This is a genomic window from Gordonia sp. NB41Y, from assembly GCF_030718915.1.
Taxonomy (GTDB): Bacteria; Actinomycetota; Actinomycetes; order Mycobacteriales; family Mycobacteriaceae; genus Gordonia; species Gordonia desulfuricans.
Genome location: NZ_CP132196.1, coordinates 5322708 through 5340926 on the forward strand (window position 1 = coordinate 5322708; position 18219 = coordinate 5340926).

Genomic DNA, 18219 nt, shown 5'->3' on the forward strand with positions numbered 1-18219 from the left:
GGCATGTTCACCCTGCGCAGCCGGATCGCGTGGGTGGTGATCGTGCTCGCCGTTCTCGCGGTCGCCGTACGGATGGTCATCGTGCACACCATCGAGTCGTCGTCGCTGTCGGCGCAGGCAGCCGAGCAGCGCGAGTACACACAGGTGCTCACCGCCAAACGCGGCTCCATCCTCGACCGCAACGGCCGGCCGCTGGCCTACACCGACGAGGCGCGGTCGCTGACCTTCCTGCCGCAGGTGGTGCGCAAGACGATCGGCGCCGCACACCACGACAACCCGGAACTGCCCGACGTCGACACCCGGCTGAAGGAGATCTCGGCGGGCGTCAGCTCGGCGCTCGGTGGTTCGATCAGCGCCGACGACCTGCTGGCCAAGCTCAAGAGCGACGACACCTTCGTGTACCTGGCCCGCTCGGTCAGTCCCGACGTCGCCGCCCGCATCACCTCGGAGTTCCCGGAGGTGGGCGCCGACCCGCAGAGCATCCGGCTGTACCCGGGCGGGTCGCTGGCCGCCAACGTGGTGGGCGACGTCAACTACGACGGCAACGGCCTGATCGGCCTGGAGGCCTCGCTCGACTCGATCCTGGCCGGTACCAACGGTTCCCGCACCTACGACCGCGGTTCCGACGGTGCGGTCATCCCGGGTTCGACCCGCAACGTGCACCCGGCGATCAACGGTGCCACCGTCCGCCTGACCCTCGACTCCGACATCCAGTGGTTCGTCCAGGCCGAGGTCGCCAAGGCCAAGAAGGCCTCCGGCGCCAAATCGGCGTCGGCGGTGGTCCTCGACTCACGCACCGGCGAGGTGCTCGCGATGGCCAACGACGGAACCTTCAACGCCTCCCGGCCGCTCGACGAGCAGCCCGACGCCCAGCTCGGCAATCCGTCGGTGACCTCGCCGTTCGAACCCGGGTCGGTCAACAAGATCATCACCGCCGCCGCGGCCATCGAGTACGGACTGACCACCCCCGACCAGGTGCATCAGGTGCCCGGCAGCATCCGGATGGCCGGCGTGACCGTCAACGACGCCTGGACCCACGGGGTGGAGCCGTACACGACCACCGGGATCTTCGGGAAGTCGTCGAACGTCGGCACACTGATGCTGGCCCAGCAGGTCGGCGAGGAACGTTTCGCAGACATGGTCACCCGGTTCGGGTTGGGGCGTTCCACCGGCGTCGGCCTACCGGCCGAGAGCGCCGGCGAGGTGCCCGCGCTGAGTCAGTGGTCGGGTGGTTCGTTCGCGAACCTGCCGATCGGACAGGGCCTTTCGATGTCGCTGCTGCAGATGACCGGGATGTATCAGGCCATCGCCAACAACGGCTTGCGCATCCCGCCGCGCATCCTGATGTCGGAGCAGCGTGACGGGCAGGGCGCCGAGGACGAGCAGCGTCCGGACGGCGTGCAGGTGGTCAGCCCGCAGACCGCGCAGACCGTCCGCAACATGTTCCGGGCGGTGCTGCAGGATGACCCGATGGGTGTGCAGATGGGTACCGGCGCCAAGGGTGCCGTCGCCGGTTACCAGTTGTCCGGCAAGACCGGCACCGCCCAGCAGGTGGATCCGGCGTGTGGCTGTTACTCGACGTCGAGCTACAACATCACCTTCGCCGGCATCGCCCCCGCCGACAACCCGCGCTTCGTCGTCGGCATCATGCTCGACAATCCCAAGCGCAGCAGCGACGGCTCCGGCGGACAGTCGGCGGCACCGCTGTTCGCCACCATCACGTCGTGGATTCTGCAGCACGATCGCATCCCGCAGTCGGCCACGCAGACCCCGCGACTGACCCTGCAGGCGTCGCGCTAGCCAAGGCGCGGGCTGACGGTATCGTGAGTGAGTTCAATCGTGGGGTGCGTTCCAACGTGGGTGCGGTGACCCGGCGCCGCCAGCTCGGCGCAGAGGTGTCACCGGCACCTCCGACCGACACCCCGACCGACACCCGCAGCCGCGGGTGAGAGGAGGCGAGCAGACCCCCATGGCGTCGACTCGTCGCGGCCAGCGCACACCGGCCGCCCTGACCAGACCCACCAGCGTCGACCCGACCGAGGTGTCGGTGCTGTCCACCGCCACCGGTGCCCGTCTCGACCTGGTCGGTGGCGCGACGGCGCACACCGCGGTGACCGGGGTGGCCCTGCGGGCCCAGGACATCGTGGCCGGTGATCTGTTCGCCGCGCTGCCCGGCGCCCGCACCCACGGTGCCCGGTTCGCCGCCGATGCCGTCGAGCGTGGCGCCACCGCGGTGCTCACCGACCCCGCCGGGCGCAGCGAACTGGCCCGCACCCTGCCCCCGGACACCGCGTGCGCGGTGCTGGTGCACCCGGACCCGCGCAGCGTCCTCGGCGGCGTCAGCGCCCGCGTCTACGGCAACCCGTCGCAGCGACTCAAACTGATCGGCATCACCGGTACCTCCGGCAAGACGACGACCAGCTACATGGTGGAGGCGGCGCTGCTCGCCGCCGGCCAGTCCGTCGGCCTGATCGGGACCGTCGAGACCCGCGTCGACGGCGTCGCCCAGCCGAGCTCGCTGACCACCCCGGAAGCGCCCACCCTGCAGGCCCTGCTCGCGGCGATGGTCGAGCGCGGGGTCGACACCGTGGTGATGGAGGTCTCCAGCCACGCGCTGTCGCTCGGCCGCGTGGACGGCGCGCACTTCGCGATCGGCGGGTTCACCAACCTCTCCCAGGACCACCTCGACTTCCATCCGACGATGCGTGAGTACTTCGAGGCCAAGGCCCGGCTGTTCGCTGCCGGTGCCGCCACCCGCGCGGTGCGGTCGGTGGTCTGCGTCGACGACGACTGGGGCCGGCGGATGGCCGAGATCGCGCGTGGCGGATCGTCTGTCGCACCGGTCACCGTGTCGACCACCGAGGTTCCGGCCACCTGGCACGCCGGGGCCTCCACGCCGCATGCCGACGGGTCGCAGGATGCGGCGATCACCGGCCCCGGGCGTGCCGCGACGACGCTGACCGTCCCGCTGCCCGGGCGCTACAACATCGCCAACGCGACCCTGGCCCTGGCCATCGCGGTCACCGCGGGGCTCACCGTGACCCAGGCGGCCGCCGCGATCGCGTCGGTCTCCGTGCCCGGCCGCCTCGAACGGGTCGACCGCGGACAGCGGTTCCTCGCGATCGTCGACTACGCACACAAGCCGGGCGCGCTGGAGGCGGTGCTGACCACCCTGCGCGGGCAGGCCACCGGACGGATCGGTGTGGTCGTCGGCGCCGGCGGTGACCGTGACCACGGCAAACGGTCGATCATGGGTGCGGTCGCCGCGCGCGGTGCCGACCTGGTGATCATCACCGACGACAACCCCCGGACCGAGGAACCCGCCACCATCCGTGCGGCGATGCTCGCCGGGATCGACGAGGTGCCCGACGACGAGCGACCGGCCGGGGCCGAACACCGCGAGATCGGCGACCGTCAGGCGGCGATCGAGGCCGCGGTGGCATGGGCACGGGACGGCGACATCGTCCTGGTGGCCGGCAAGGGACACGAGAGCGGGCAGGAGATCGACGGAGTGAAGCATCCCTTCGATGACAGGGTGGTGCTCGCCGAGGCGCTCGACGACGTCCTCGCCCCACACCCCGGAGACCGGCAGTCGGGAAACGACCGGTGACCGCCGACGCGACGGTGACCGTGCTGGTCGCCACCGACCCCACCGCCCGTGACCTCGGTCGAATCCTGCGGACGCTGGTGTCCACCGCCGATGACCGGCGGGCGCAGTCGCAGACGCCGATCCGGACGTGGGCGGTGCTCGGCGAGGTGCGCACCGACGACGGGCTCAGCGAGAACGAGCACGTCGTCGAGCACGACCGGATCGGCAGGCAGGCCGTGCGGCTGGCCGTCGACAAGGTGCTGTGCGTGGGGCCGACCCGCGCGGTCCGCGCGCTGCACCAGGGTGCGGTGATGGAGGGATCGTGGGGTGACGAGGCCCGACTGGCCGAGGACCCGGCCGACGCCGCGCCGGTGCTGCACGCCAATCCGGACTGGACCCCGCAACCCGGGGACGTGGTGCTGGTCGCGGGACCGGACGTACCGCTCGCCGAGATCGTGGCGGTGTGGCGTGAGCGCCTCGGGCGCGCGGTGGTCGAGGTCGACGCCGCGACCGGATCCTGACCGCGGGCGGTGAGCGCCCCGGTGTCGGCGGGCGACCGGCCGGCGGCGGGGGACCGGCTGTCGGCGGGGATCGGGAGAGACGTAGGGTTCGGCGGGGCATTCCGCCGGTGACCGGTGGAATGGCAGGAAGACGACAAGTGAAGGGCAGGACTGTCAGGTGACCCAGATCCTCATCGCGGGTGCGATCGCGATAGCGGTGTCGATCATGCTCACCCCGGTGCTCATCCGCGTGTTCTCGCGGCAGGGCTTCGGCCAGGAGATCCGCGTCGAGGGGCCGCAGAGCCACCAGACCAAGCGGGGGACCCCGTCGATGGGTGGCGTGGCGATCCTCATCGGATTGTGGGCCGGATACCTCGGCGCCCACGCAGCCGGACTGTTCATGTCCTCCGACGCCGGTCCGAGCGCCTCGGGTCTGCTCGTCCTCGGCCTGGCGACCGTCCTCGGCGGCGTCGGCTTCCTCGACGACATCATCAAGATCCGCAAACACCGCAACCTCGGCCTCAACAAGACCGCGAAGTCGGTCGGACAGTTCGGCGCGGCCATCCTGTTCGGCATCCTCGTCCTGCAGTTCCGCAACGACGCCGGACTCACCCCGGCGAGTACCAACCTCTCCTATGTGCGCGACATCGCGGCCATCTCGATGGTGTCGGTGGTCTTCGTCATCTTCGTCTGGCTCGTCGTCGCCGCCTGGTCCAACGCGGTCAACTTCACCGACGGACTCGACGGCCTGGCCGCCGGTTCGATGGCGATGGTGCTCGGCAGCTATGTGTTCGTCGCGTTCTTCCAGTTCGTCAACGCCTGCTCCGGCGGTGCCAAGCCGGCCACCGAGATCCCGACCGGGTGCTACAACGTCCGCGACCCGCTCGACCTGGCGATCGTCGCGGTCGCCGGTGGCGGCGCCTGCCTGGGCTTCCTGTGGTGGAATGCCGCACCGGCCAAGATCTTCATGGGGGACACCGGTTCGCTGGCGCTCGGCGGCATGCTGGCCGGTCTGTCCATCACCACCCGCACCGAACTGCTCGCCGTGGTGATCGGCGCCCTGTTCGTCGCCGAGATCGTCTCGGTGGTCATCCAGATCGCCTTCTTCCGCACCACCGGACGCCGCGTGTTCCGGATGGCGCCGTTCCACCACCACTTCGAACTCGGCGGCTGGGCGGAGACCACGGTGATCATCCGGTTCTGGCTGCTGACCGCGATCGCATGTGCGCTGGGCCTGTCGCTGTTCTACGGGGAGTTCCTGACCACCAATGGCTGATCACATTCCCGCCGATGTCGCGTCCTGGCCGGCCGGCCGGGAGGTGGTGGTCGCCGGTGGCGGCACCGCCGGGATGTCGGCCGCCCGGCATCTGCTCGACCTCGCCGCCCGGGTCACCATCGCCGACGACCGCGCCGAGGACCCGTCGGCGATCGCGGGCGGGACCGAGATCGCCGGGCGCGGCGCCCGGTTCACCACGGTCGCCGCGCTGCTCGCCGACGACGACTGGACCACCCGCACCGACCTGGTGATCGCGTCACCAGGGTTCGCCCCCACCCACGGGCTGCCGACCGCGGCGGCCGTGGCCGGAATCCCGGTGTGGGGTGAGGTCGAACTGGCGTGGCGTCTGGATGCCGCGGGCGTGTTCGGTGCTCCCCGCACCTGGCTGGTCGTGACCGGCACCAACGGCAAGACCACCACCACGTCGATGCTGACCGACATCGTCACCGCCTCGGGCCGGTCGGCGCAGGCCTGCGGCAACATCGGGCTGCCGGTCCTGGACGCGATGGCCGCCCCCGAGCGCGTCGAGGTGCTGTGCGCCGAGCTGTCGTCGTTCCAGCTGCACTGGGCGCCGTCGATCGCCCCGGCCGCCGGGCTGGTGCTCAACATCGCCGACGACCACCTGGACTGGCACGGCTCGTTCGACGCCTATGCCACCGCCAAGCAGGTCGCGCTGCACGGGGCGATCGGTGTGGTCGGTCTCGACGATCCGGTGGCCTCCGGGCTGTCGGCCGCCGGCCGGCGGGTCGGCTTCACCCTCGGCGATCCGCAACCGGGTGAGCTCGGGGTCCGTGACGGGGTCCTGGTCGACCGTGCCTTCGCCGACGACCCGTCGGGTGTGGCACTCGTCCAGGCCGACGTGATCCATCCGGCCGGACCCTCCGGACTGGCCGATGCACTCGGTGCGGCCGCCCTGGCCCGGGCGATCGGCGTCGAGCCCGAGGCCGTGCGTGCCGCGCTGACCGCGTTCCGGCCGGCCGGTCACCGCGGTGAGGTGGTCGCCCGGATCGGGGAGATCGCCTTCGTCGACGACTCCAAGGCCACCAATCCGCATGCCGCGCAGGCCGCCGTCGCCGCGCACCGCCGGGTGGTGCTGATCGCCGGCGGACTGCTCAAGGGGGCGTCGCTGGACGCGATGCTCGACGCGGTGGGGGATCGACTCGGCGGCGTGGTGGCGATCGGACGTGATCGGGGTCTGGTTGTCGATGCGATCGCGCGACACGCCCCAGAAGTCCCAACAGTCACAGTGTTCACAGGGGACGATGGCTGCGTGACCGTTGCGCGCGAGCTTCCCCGTGATCCCGGGACCGATCTGCGATCGGCCTCCTCCGTCACCCCGATCCCGGCCGGGTCCGATCCCGCGGTCGCGGTGATGGACCGGGCCGTCGGAATCGCCTGGGACCTGGCCGAGGCCGATCCGGCCCGACCCGACGCCATCCTGCTCGCGCCCGCGGCAGCGTCACTGGACATGTTCGCCGGCTACGGCCGTCGTGGCGATGCCTTCGCCACGGCCGCCCGCGCGCTGGCCGACGTCCACGACGCGTCGCGTGCCGAGCAGGGGCGTCGGCAGTGAGCGCCGGTACGGCGGATCCGGACCGGATCACCGACAGCACACTCGGCGACACCAGGCCCGCCGGTCACGCGGGCCCGTACGACACCGGCACCGACGACACGAACCCCGACGACACGGGCCCCGACGACGCGACTGCGGCCGCCCCGCGGCCGCGCGGCCCGAAGACCGCGGCCGGCCGGGCGGCGGCCGCCAAGCGTGCCGCACGCGCCGGTGGTGCGACGAACCGAGCCGGGGGGACACCGGGCGGGAACACGGGCGACACCGGAGCGAAGGCCACCGACGCCACGGGCGCCGCACGCACCGGTACCCGACGCGCGAGCGTTGTCGGCGTCTCCGGCGAGGACCCGACACCGGGTGACGCCGCGTCGGTCGACCGGGACACCACCGATGAGGACGTGGCGGCCGGGAAGTCGACCGGCTCGACGACCGGCGACGGCACGACCGCCGACAAGAAGACCGGCACGAAGACGGCCGGCTCGAAAACCGTCGGCACGAAGACCGCTGACCAGAAGACCGCTGACAAGAAGACCGCTGACAAGAAGACCGCTGACAAGAAGACCGCAGGCGTCACCGCCCCGTCGCCGCGTGACGCGGTCCGGGCCACCGGCTCGGTGATCGCGACGCTGATCGAAGGTGTGCGTACGCTGCTCGCCCGTCCGCTGGCGTCGTATCACCTGATCCTCACCCTGGCACTGCTGCTGACGGTCTTCGGACTGGTCATGGTGCTCTCGGCGTCGTCGGTGGAGGGCTACTCCAAGCAGGGCTCGGCCTACGGTCTGTTCGCCACGCAGGTGATCTTCGCGATCCTCGGTATGGGCGTCTTCTACCTCACCCTGCGGCTGCCGGTCCGTATGCTGCGGCGGCTCGCCGCGCCGCTGATGGTGGTCACCACACTCCTGCTCGCGCTGGTGCTGGTGCCGGGAATCGGCACGCTCAGCGGTGGTGCGCGTCGCTGGTTCACCCTCGGCGGGTTGTCGGTGCAGCCGTCGGAGCTGGTCAAGGTGGCGCTCTGTGTGTGGGGTGCGCACCTGCTCGCCTCGCGCCGCCGGGAGAACGCGCCGCTCAAGGAACTACTGATCCCGCTGCTGCCGGTCGGGTTGCTCGTCTGTCTGCTGATCATCCTCGAGCCCAACCTGTCCACCACCATCACCATCGCGATCATCATCGGCACCCTGCTGTGGTTCGCCGGTCTGCCGATCAAGGTGTTCTCCGCGTTCGCCGTGTCCGGTGTCGCGATCGCGGTGGTCCTGGCACTGGTCGAGGGATACCGCTCCGAACGTGTGATGAGCTTCCTCGGCGGCATCGACGACCCGCAGGGCGCGGGCTATCAGGCCCGGCAGGCCACCTATGCGCTGGCCAACGGCGGGGTCTTCGGCGTCGGGCTCGGCCAGAGCCGCGCCAAGTGGAACTATCTGCCCAACGCGCACAACGACTTCATCTTCGCGATCATCGGCGAGGAACTCGGCCTGATCGGCGGGCTGATGGTGGTGGCACTGTTCGTGTTCTTCGCCTACGTCGGGTTCCGGGTGGCCACCCGCTCGGCCGATCCGTTCCTCCGTCTGATGACGGTGACCATCACGGTGCTGATCACCGCGCAGGCGTTCATCAACATCGGCTACGTCATCGGTCTGCTGCCGGTCACCGGTATCCAGTTGCCCTTGCTCTCCGCGGGTGGCACCTCGACGCTGACCGTGCTCGCCATGCTCGGTCTGCTCGCCAACGCCGCCCGGCACGAGCCGGAGGCGGTCGCCGCGCTGTCGACAAACGCACCCCGCCGCTTCGGCCGGCTGTTCCGGCTGCCCGCCCCGGTGGCCTACCAGCAGACCCGCGCCGAGACGCTGCGCGACCGGCTGGCCGACCGTCGTCGGACCGTGCCCGCCGGCCCGGCTCCGGGACGGTCGGGCCGATCCCGCGGGGCCGCCCCGGCCGCAGCACCGTCACGGCTGGCCGGGATGTGGCCCGGCGGTCGTCGCAGTACCCCCGAGCCGGTGCGTCACGATCGTCCGCGCGGCGGCTCCGCCGGGCGCCCGACCCCGCGCGGCGGGTATTCTCCAGGCGCGCGGACCAACAGCCGGAGCACCACCGGAACACCCCGGTCCGGCGCCGCCGGCGCCACGCACGCGTGGATTCCGTCCCGGTCGCCGTCGCGCGGCTACCGGCCCGGTTCCCGGGCCGTCCGGGACCCCGGCGGCCAGGGCCAACGGCGGTCCGACCCGGGCCGCTCCGGACGGGGCCGGGGTACCGACCCCGGCCGCTCCCATGGCGGTTGGTGAACGGCCGGCAGGCCGCCCGCACAGGTGAGTGATCGACAATGCCGCCCACGGGTGGCGGAGAAAGTGGAGTGCCGGTGAACTCGGCAGCAGGGAAGGCAGAAACCGTGAACTCGGCACCGGGCGACGACCCCGACGGCCGGCCGCTGTCGGTGGTGGTCGCAGGCGGCGGAACCGCCGGACACATCGAACCCGCACTGGCCGTCGCCGACGCCGTGCGCCGACTGGCCCCGCATGCGCGGATCACCGCATTGGGCACCACCCGCGGTCTGGAGACCACGCTGGTCCCCGAACGCGGCTACGAGTTGTCGCTGATCCCGCCGGTGCCGCTGCCCCGCAAACCCGGACTCGAACTGGCCCGCACCCCGATGCGGCTGGCCCGCTCGGTGATGGCGACCCGGCGGGTCCTCGCCGCGGTCGACGCCGACGTGGTGATCGGCTTCGGCGGCTACGTGTCCATTCCCGCCTACCTCGCCGCGCAGAGTCATCTGCGCGCCCGCCGCCGGCTGCCGATCGTGATCCACGAGGCCAATGCGAGTGCCGGCATCGCCAACAAGGTCGGTGCCCGCTTCGCCGACGCCGTCCTCGCCGCCGTCGACGGCTCGGGCCTGGAGAACGCCCGGGTCGTGGGCATCCCGGTGCGTGGCCAGATCACCGAACTCGACCGGCCCGCGCTGCGCGCCAAGGCCCGGCACTACTTCGGCCTCGACGAACAGGCCCCGACACTGCTGGTGTTCGGCGGATCGCAGGGCGCCCAGCAGCTCAACGACGCCGTCGCCGGTGCCGCCGACGCCCTCGGCCGTGCCGGGATCGGGGTGCTGCACGCCTACGGCCCCAAGAACTCGATCGCACCGGTGTCCCCGCCGGATGCGCCCCCGTACTGCGGTGTCGGCTACCTCAAGCGGATGGACCTGGCGTATGCGGCCGCCGATCTGGTGATGTGCCGTTCGGGTGCGATGACCGTCGCCGAGGTGTCGGCGACCGGCCTGCCCGCGGTGTACGTCCCGCTGCCGCACGGCAACGGCGAACAGCGGCTCAACGCCCTGCCGGTGGTGGAGGCCGGTGGCGGCGTCCTCGTCGACAACGACGACATCACCAGCGACTGGGTGGCCCGGGAGGTGCCGGCGATGCTCGCCGACACCGAGCGGCTCGCCGCGATGTCGGTGGCCGCCTCGGGTACCGGCCACCGCGACGCGGCGACCGAGGTCGCCCAGACCGCATTGGAGCTCGCCGAGAAGTTCCACGCCGGTCACCGGCGCAAGCGGGGGAGTCGACGATGACCCAGGAGCACGTCGGGGACCTGCCCGAACACCTGCGCCGGGTCCACATGGTGGGCATCGGTGGCGCCGGCATGTCGGGTCTGGCGCGCATCCTGCTCTCGCGCGGCGGCCAGGTGTCGGGCTCGGACGCCAAGTCCGGCCGTGGCATCCTCGCGCTGCGTACCCGCGGGGCCCACATCCAGATCGGGCACTCGCCGTCGGCGCTCGACCAGATCCCGGGCGGGCCGTCGGTGGTGGTCACCACCCACGCCGCGATCCCGAAGACCAACCCCGAACTCGTCGCGGCCCGCTCCCGTGGGATCCCGGTGCTGCTGCGGCCCCGGGTGCTCGCCGAGCTGATGGCCGGATACCGCACGCTGCTGGTCGCCGGCACACACGGAAAGACCTCCACCACGTCGATGGCGGTGGTGGCGCTGCAGCACGGCGGCCTCGACCCGTCGTTCGCGATCGGCGGTGAACTCAACGAGTCCGGCACCAATGCCCACCACGGCAGCGGTGAGGTCTTCGTCGCCGAGGCCGACGAGAGCGACGGTTCGCTGCTCGAATACCGGCCGGACGTGGTGGTGGTGACAAATGTGGAGGCCGATCACCTCGATTTCTTCGGCACCGTCGAGAAGTACGTGGCCGTCTTCGACGACTTCGTCGACCGGATCCGGCCCGGCGGCACCCTGGTGGTGTGCCTCGACGACCCCGGGGCAGCGGCGCTTGCCGCACGCAGCGCCGGACCGCTCGCCGAGCGCGGGGTGGCGGTCCTCGGTTACGGCGCGCCCGAGGCCGAGGTGCCCGCGGGCGTCCGGATGGCCGCGACGCTCGTCGACTGGTCTCCGGTGGCCGGTGGTTCGCACGTGGTGGTGCGGTTCGGTGACCCGCTCGCCGATCCGGCCGATCCGGACTCCACGATCACCCTGAAACTGACCATCCCCGGAATCCACATGGCGCGCAATGCCATCGGTGCGACGATCGGTGCGGTCCGGGCCGGCGGCGAACTGGCCGAGGTGGTCGCCGGGATCGAGGCCTTCGGCGGGGTGCGCCGCCGGTTCGAGTTCAAGGGCCGCGCCGACGGCGTGGAGGTGTACGACGACTACGCCCACCATCCCACCGAGGTCGCCGCGGTGCTGACCGCCGCACGGGCGATGGTCGACGCCCGGGACCCGGACGGGGCCGATACCGGACCTCGGGTCATCGCGGTGTTCCAGCCGCATCTGTACTCGCGGACAAAGGAATTCGCCGAGGAGTTCGCGGCATCGCTGAGCCTGGCCGACGAGGTGGTGGTGGCCGACGTCTACGGCGCACGGGAAGAACCGATCCCGGGCGTCAGCGGCGCACTGATCGTCGATCATCTCACGACGCCGGGGCATTTCGCGGCGGATCTGTCCGCACTCGCCGCGCTGCTGGCCGCGGTGGCCCGGCCGGGGGACATCGTGCTCACCCTCGGTGCCGGTGACATCACCATGCAGGGCCCGGAAATCCTTGCTGCGTTGGCCGATCGCGCGTCGGACGAAAGCATCGTCGGGGACATCTGATGAGGCTGGTGCCGCAGCGCCGCCGGACGCGCATCCTGGTGGGCACCGTCACCACGGTGGTCATCGTGGTGGCGCTGGTGCTGGTCGCCTATCTCACCCCGCTGATGTCGGTGCGCAACACCGAGATCACGGGCAACCACACGATTCCCGGGATGACCATCCTCGGTGCGGCCGACGTCGCGCAGGGGACCCCGCTGCTACAGGTCGACACCGAGGCGGTGGCGCGGCGGGTCGCCGACATCCCGTCGGTGGAATCGGCTCGCGTGCAACGGGGTTATCCGTCGACACTGGAGATCGGCATCGTCGAGCGCACCCCGGTGGCGGTGGTGACCGAGGGCGACAAGCTGCACGTACTCGACCGGTTCGGCGTCGGCTACCTCACCTACAACGCGCAGTCGGCGCCACCGGAGATCAAGAAGCTGCCGGTGTTCCACACGGCCACACCGGGTCCCGCCGACCCCACCACCAAGGCCGCGCTCGGGGTGGTCGCCGGGCTGCCGGTCGACATCAAGGTTCTGGTGAAGACGGTGAACGCGTCGTCGCCGGTGGGAATCGAGTTCGGGCTCACCGGGAATCGCACCGTGGTGTGGGGTGACGACTCGCAGGGGGCGGAGAAAGCGCGCACCCTGGAATACCTGTTGACGCGCAAGGCAACCGAGTACAACGTGTCGAGCCCCAATTTCCCGGCGTACAAATGACGGTGTGCACTTTTCCGGAAGTGCTTTCGGCGGCGTCTTCCCACGCTTTCCTGTGCCGTCGCGCGCGTTTTTCGGGTCGCGACGGGCATTTTCGGCAACAGCGTGGACACGACTTGGCGACACGCCGAGGGCGTTGCTGGCCCAGCGGGGTATGGGTGCATAGCTTGAAACCCAACATCAAGTACTTGACATAACTCTATATCTATGGTTGAGGTTTAGGGTTTTTTCGAACGACAAGGAAGGCGAGCGTCATGACGCCACCGCACAACTACCTGGCCGTGATCAAGGTCGTCGGCATCGGCGGCGGCGGCGTCAATGCCGTGAACCGCATGATCGAGCAGGGACTCAAGGGTGTCGAGTTCATCGCGATCAACACCGACGCCCAGGCGTTGCTGATGAGCGATGCCGACGTCAAGCTCGACGTCGGTCGTGACTCGACCCGCGGTCTCGGTGCCGGCGCCGACCCCGAGGTGGGTCGCCGGGCCGCCGAGGACGCCCGCGACGAGATCGAGGAGCTCCTCAAGGGCGCCGACATGGTCTTCGTGACCGCCGGTGAGGGTGGCGGCACCGGCACCGGTGGTGCACCGGTCGTCGCGTCCATCGCCCGCAAGCTCGGCGCGCTGACCGTCGGTGTGGTCACCCGTCCGTTCGCCTTCGAGGGCAAGCGGCGCGGCAACCAGGCCGAGGCCGGCATCACCGCACTGCGCGAGTCCTGCGACACCCTGATCGTCATCCCCAACGACCGGCTGCTGCAGCTCGGCGACGCCCAGGTGAGCCTGATGGACGCCTTCCGCAGCGCCGACGAGGTGCTCCTCAACGGTGTCCAGGGCATCACCGACCTGATCACCACCCCCGGTCTGATCAACGTCGACTTCGCCGACGTCAAGGGAGTGATGAGCGACGCCGGCAGTGCCCTGATGGGTATCGGTTCGGCCCGCGGCGAGGAGCGCGCCCGCAAGGCCGCCGAGTCGGCCATCAACTCGCCACTGCTCGAGGCGTCCATGGAGGGTGCGCGCGGCGTGCTCATCTCCATCGCCGGCGGCAGCGACCTGGGTCTGTTCGAGATCCACAATGCGGCGACGCAGGTCCAGGAGGCGGCCCACGAGGACGCCAACATCATCTTCGGCACCGTGATCGACGACAACCTCGGCGACGAGGTCCGTGTCACCGTCATCGCGGCCGGCTTCGACGGCGGCAGCCCGCGCAAGCGTGCCGACGCCCCGGCGGCCGCCGCCGGTCCGGGCAAGGTCGGTGCCGGGCAGGCCGGCTCGGTCGCGGCCGCGCCGAAGAACGATCCGCTGTTCGGTGACATGCCGGCCGGCAAGGGCGATCCGTTCGCCGCCGAGGCCGCGCCGGAGCGGCCGCGCCGCAACAGCGTGACCATCGACGACGACGACGTCGACGTCCCGTCGTTCATGAAGCGCTGAGATGACCCGCTCCGAACGCACCCCGGGCGGCACGGGATCGACCACCGGTGCGGACGGGGCGGAACCCGCCGCCCGCACGCGCCGGGTGATCACCACCCGGGCCGGTGGTGTGTCCCGTGCGCCGTACGACTCGTTCAACCTCGGTGATCATGTCGGCGACGATCCGGCCGCGGTGGGGGCCAACCGGTCCCGGCTGGCGAGTCAGATCGGTCTGCCCGACGACTCGGTCATCTGGATGGAACAGATCCACAGCCGTAACGTGACCGTCGTCGACGACACCACGGCGCAGACCGCACCCCGCAAGGACGGGTGGATCACGCTGCCGGCCACCGATGCCCTGGTCACCACCACCCCGGGACTGGCGCTGGCGGTGCTGTCGGCGGACTGTGTGCCGGTGCTGCTCAGCGACGACGAGGCGGGTGTGATCGCCGGGGTGCACGCCGGCCGGGTGGGTGCCCGGATCGGCATCGTGCCTGCGGTCCTGCGCGTCATGATCGGACTTGGTGCCCGACCCGAACGGATCGGTGCCTTCCTGGGACCGGCCGCGAGCGGCGAACGCTACGAGGTGCCCGACGCCATGCAGCGTGACGTCGAGGAACATCTGCCGGGCAGTGCCTGCCGTACCCGCCAGGGGACCGCGGGCCTGGATCTGCGTGCCGGACTCCGGCGGCAACTGCTGGCCGCCGGTGTGGGTGCGGTCGCGGTGGATCCGCGCTGCACCATCACCGACGGCGCGCTGTTCAGCCACCGCAGGCAGGCCCCCACCGGCCGGCTCGCGTCGGTCATCTGGATCGACCCGGAGACCGGCCGGGCCGGAACCGATCCGGAGGGGACGCCGCAACCGTGACCGATGCCCGGACCACCGAGCTCGCGCAACGGCTCGGCGCCGTGCGGGACCGATTGGCCGCTGCGGTCGACGCCGCGGGCCGTGCCCCCGGTGACGTGGAACTGCTGGTGGTGACGAAGTTCTTCCCGGCCGGTGACGTTTCCCGCCTCATCGGGCTGGGGGAGCGGGAGTTCGGCGAATCGCGGGAACCGGAGGCCAGTCGCAAGATCGCCGAGATCGCCGACGAGGTCACCGCCTCCGGTGCCGCCTTCGACATGATCGGGACGGTGCAGACCAAGAAGGCCCGCACGGTCGCGCGCTGGGCCCGTTCGGTGCACTCGGTGGATCGTGACCGACTGGTCGATGCCCTCGCCCGCTCGGCGTCGGCGGCCCTCGAAGCCGGTGAGCGGTCCGACCCGCTCGGCGTGTTCGTGCAGGTCAGCCTGGACGGCGATCCGGAGCGGGGCGGTGTGGTGGAGGAGGCGCTGCCGGTGCTGGCCGAGCAGGTCGCCGGCTCCGCGGGGTTGCGGCTGCGCGGCCTGATGGCCATCACGCCCTTGTCCGGCGAGCCGCAGCACTGGATGGCCGAGCTCGCGCGTATCCGTGCGGGGTTCCTCGAGCGGTATCCGGAGGCGGACGGGCTGTCGGCGGGCATGTCCGGCGACATGGAACTCGCCGTCGAGTACGGGTCGACATGTGTGCGTGTCGGTACCGCGATCATGGGATCGCGGCCGATACTCTCTCAGTAATCACATTGGTCACAGCAGAACCACCGAGAACAACTCACACACCGGCAACAGCTGCAACACCGCTCTAGAGCGTCGGACGACAGAGAGGCCCGCACATGACCACGATGCAGAAATTCAAGGCGTATTTCGGCATGGTGCCTCCGAGCGAGTACGAGGACGACTACCTCGACGAGCCGGGTCCGGGCCCGGTGCGCGGTGCGGCCGCCCGCGAGCGCGCCTACCGCGACGAGTACTACGGCGACGGCTCGTACCGGGACGGGGATGCCTCGTACCGCGACGGCGGGTACCGCGAGGGGTACGCATCGGAGGGATATGCGCCCGAGGGCTACGCGGAGGCCGGTTACCGCGACGCCGATCAGGGCTATGCCGACGAGCGTCGCTACGGCGGCGGCTCCTACGGACACGAGTACGCCGGTGCTCCCGAGTACACCTACGCCGGTGGTCGTCACGGTGCAGATGCGGGCCCCGAGCGGGTGCGGCCGGTCGCACGCCTCGAGCCGTTGCAGCGTTCGAGCAGTGCCACCCTGCGGGCCGCCTCGGCACCGCGATCGATCAATGCAGAGCATGGGGAGCTGGAACGAGTGTTCGCCGACGGTCCGCTGCACAAGATCACCACCTTGCGTCCGTCCGACTACAGCGAGGCCCGCACCATCGGCGAGCGTTTCCGTGACGGCAACCCGGTGATCATGGACCTGGTCAACATGAGCAACGACGACGCCAAGCGCCTTGTCGACTTCGCCGCAGGGCTGGCCTTCGCCCTGCGCGGCTCGTTCGACAAGGTCGCCACCAAGGTCTTCCTGCTGTCACCGGCCGACATCGACGTCTCGGCCGAGGACCGGCGCAAGATCGCCGAGACCGGCTTCTACAACCAGTCCTGAACGCACCCCGATCCGGGTTCGTTCGTCAGTCCGAACACAGCGCACCCGCGGTCGGCGCCGGTAGTGGGTACCGGTGCCGCCGCGGGTGTCGGCTGTCAGGCACTCTTGAGATGTGGCAATGCTCTTCGAAATCATCTACTACGTCCTGTTCGTGTATTGGCTCCTGCTGCTGGCGCGGCTCGTGGTGGAGTTGGTGCGGACCTTCGCGCGGGACTGGCGTCCCACCGGCATCGTGGTGGTGATCATCGAGATCGTGTTCACGCTGTCCGATCCGCCGATCAAGCTGTTGCGCCGGATCCTCCCGCCCATCCCGCTGGGCCCGGTTCGTCTGGATCTCTCGCTGATGATCGTGATGATCGTCGTGATCATCGCGATGCAGGTGGTCAATTCCTTCCGCGCCGGTGCGGCGGTCTCGGCGCTCGGCCTGATGTGAGAGCCCTCGGTCTGATGTGAGGAGTCCTCCGGCGGGTCGGGGCGCGGGTGAAGAGAAACCCGATCACTGCGAGCCGGAACTCCGATCACCGGGAGTCAAAGGAAGGTGGGTCGGAATCCGCGCACCGATTGACCCGCACAGTGCCGTCGGGATGTCATAGTTGAGTGACCGTTTGATTGCAGGACGACATCGACGGACTGCCGCAAACGGTTCGGATGTGACAGGATGGAACTCCAGTTACGGATTTTGACTGGTATGAATGATCAGTGACAGTCTGTACTGGATGGCGTTCTCGTCACCTGAGATCGACTGCCAACAAGTAGAGAAGCTCGAACGACATTGAGGGGAACCGACATGCGGCTGACACCAGCTGATGTGCACAACGTCGCGTTCAGCAAACCGCCTATCGGTAAGCGCGGCTACAACGAGGACGAGGTCGACCAGTTCCTCGACTTCGTCGAAGCGGAGCTCGCCCGTTTGATCGATGAGAACTCGGATCTGAAGCAGCGGATCGAGGAGCTCGAAGGGGAACTCGCCGCCGCCAAGTCGGGTGCGCAGGCCGGTCCGGCGCCTTCCGAGGACCACACCCAGGTCTTCCCGATCGCGCAGCCCACCGAGCCCGTCGCCCCGCCGGCTGCTCCCGTGGCACCGGCCGTTCCCGACGAGGATGCCCATGTCCGTGCCGCCAAGGTGCTCGGCCTGGCCCAGGAGACCGCCGACCGGCTGACCTCGTCGTCGCGCCAGGAGGCCGACACCCTGCTCACCGATGCCCGCCAGCGTGCGGACTCGATGGTCGCCGAGGCGCAGAGCAAGTCCGAGGCGATGCTGACCGACGCCCGTCAGCGGTCGGAGGCGATCCTCGCCGACGCGCAGACCCGTTCGGAGGCCCAGGTCCGTCAGGCGCAGGAACGCGCCGACGCCCTGCAGAGCGACGCCGAGCGCAAGCATGCCGAGATCATGGGCACCATCAACCAGCAGCGTGGTGTTCTCGAAGGTCGCATCGAGCAGCTCAAGATCTACGAGCGTGAATACCGCACCCGGCTCAAGACCTACCTCGAGTCGCAGCTCGAGGAGCTGCAGCAGCGGGGTAGTGCCGCGCCGGTGGAGAACGGACGTCCTGCGGACCAGTCCTTCTCCACGGATCCGGGCAACGGCGGTTTCAGCAGCTACTCGCAGAGCTGAGCCGTCGAGTAAGCG

At 70.2% G+C, this 18219-nt stretch carries 16 protein-coding genes; all 16 read left to right on the forward strand.

Annotated features, from left to right (window positions below):
* Positions 1–3: 3 nt before the first annotated feature.
* Positions 4–1800, forward strand: coding sequence for a penicillin-binding protein 2 (locus tag Q9K23_RS23275; protein WP_053777367.1), 1797 nt, complete (start codon positions 4–6; stop codon positions 1798–1800).
* Positions 1801–1823: 23 nt separating this feature from the next.
* Positions 1824–1949, forward strand: coding sequence for a hypothetical protein (locus Q9K23_RS23280; RefSeq protein WP_020791902.1), 126 nt, complete (start codon positions 1824–1826; stop codon positions 1947–1949).
* A gap of 20 nt (positions 1950–1969) precedes the next feature.
* Positions 1970–3610 carry a UDP-N-acetylmuramoyl-L-alanyl-D-glutamate--2,6-diaminopimelate ligase gene (locus Q9K23_RS23285; protein ID WP_053777400.1) on the forward strand — a complete coding sequence of 547 codons (1641 nt, stop codon included), beginning with the start codon at positions 1970–1972 and terminating at the stop codon, positions 3608–3610.
* Between the two features lie 62 nt (positions 3611–3672).
* A complete protein-coding gene (locus Q9K23_RS23290) occupies positions 3673–4110 on the forward strand; it encodes a UDP-N-acetylmuramoyl-tripeptide--D-alanyl-D-alanine ligase (RefSeq protein ID WP_261977943.1) in 438 nt (145 codons plus the stop codon).
* Between the two features lie 157 nt (positions 4111–4267).
* Complete coding sequence (mraY, locus tag Q9K23_RS23295; protein WP_020791153.1) at positions 4268–5365, forward strand: phospho-N-acetylmuramoyl-pentapeptide-transferase; 1098 nt, start codon at positions 4268–4270, stop codon at positions 5363–5365.
* Positions 5358–6938, forward strand: a complete 1581-nt coding sequence (gene murD, locus Q9K23_RS23300; protein WP_053777365.1) for a UDP-N-acetylmuramoyl-L-alanine--D-glutamate ligase — start codon at positions 5358–5360, stop codon at positions 6936–6938. The genes mraY and murD overlap by 8 nt, the downstream gene beginning before the upstream one ends.
* A complete protein-coding gene (ftsW, locus tag Q9K23_RS23305; RefSeq protein WP_348533952.1) occupies positions 6935–9211 on the forward strand; it encodes a putative lipid II flippase FtsW in 2277 nt (758 codons plus the stop codon). The genes murD and ftsW overlap by 4 nt, the downstream gene beginning before the upstream one ends.
* Before the next feature lie 38 nt (positions 9212–9249).
* Positions 9250–10488, forward strand: a complete 1239-nt coding sequence (gene murG / locus Q9K23_RS23310; RefSeq protein WP_305950300.1) for an undecaprenyldiphospho-muramoylpentapeptide beta-N-acetylglucosaminyltransferase — start codon at positions 9250–9252, stop codon at positions 10486–10488.
* A complete protein-coding gene (gene murC / locus Q9K23_RS23315) occupies positions 10485–12011 on the forward strand; it encodes a UDP-N-acetylmuramate--L-alanine ligase (RefSeq protein WP_305950301.1) in 1527 nt (508 codons plus the stop codon). The genes murG and murC overlap by 4 nt, the downstream gene beginning before the upstream one ends.
* Complete coding sequence (locus Q9K23_RS23320; protein WP_053777364.1) at positions 12011–12709, forward strand: FtsQ-type POTRA domain-containing protein; 699 nt, start codon at positions 12011–12013, stop codon at positions 12707–12709. Before murC ends, Q9K23_RS23320 begins: the two co-directional genes overlap by 1 nt.
* 251 nt (positions 12710–12960) lie before the next feature.
* Positions 12961–14136 carry a cell division protein FtsZ gene (ftsZ, locus tag Q9K23_RS23325; protein WP_053777363.1) on the forward strand — a complete coding sequence of 392 codons (1176 nt, stop codon included), beginning with the start codon at positions 12961–12963 and terminating at the stop codon, positions 14134–14136.
* A gap of 1 nt (position 14137) precedes the next feature.
* Positions 14138–14983: a peptidoglycan editing factor PgeF gene (gene pgeF, locus Q9K23_RS23330; protein ID WP_082365893.1), complete on the forward strand. Its 846-nt coding sequence runs from the start codon at positions 14138–14140 to the stop codon at positions 14981–14983.
* Complete coding sequence (locus Q9K23_RS23335) at positions 14980–15711, forward strand: YggS family pyridoxal phosphate-dependent enzyme (protein WP_053777362.1); 732 nt, start codon at positions 14980–14982, stop codon at positions 15709–15711. The genes pgeF and Q9K23_RS23335 overlap by 4 nt, the downstream gene beginning before the upstream one ends.
* Positions 15712–15806: 95 nt before the next feature.
* Positions 15807–16589 carry a cell division protein SepF gene (sepF, locus tag Q9K23_RS23340; RefSeq protein WP_020790872.1) on the forward strand — a complete coding sequence of 261 codons (783 nt, stop codon included), beginning with the start codon at positions 15807–15809 and terminating at the stop codon, positions 16587–16589.
* 112 nt (positions 16590–16701) lie between these two features.
* On the forward strand, positions 16702–17022 hold the full coding sequence (locus Q9K23_RS23345; protein WP_053777361.1) for a YggT family protein: 321 nt from the start codon (positions 16702–16704) through the stop codon (positions 17020–17022).
* A gap of 354 nt (positions 17023–17376) precedes the next feature.
* Positions 17377–18204, forward strand: coding sequence for a DivIVA domain-containing protein (locus Q9K23_RS23350; RefSeq protein ID WP_053777360.1), 828 nt, complete (start codon positions 17377–17379; stop codon positions 18202–18204).
* Positions 18205–18219: the final 15 nt, after the last annotated feature.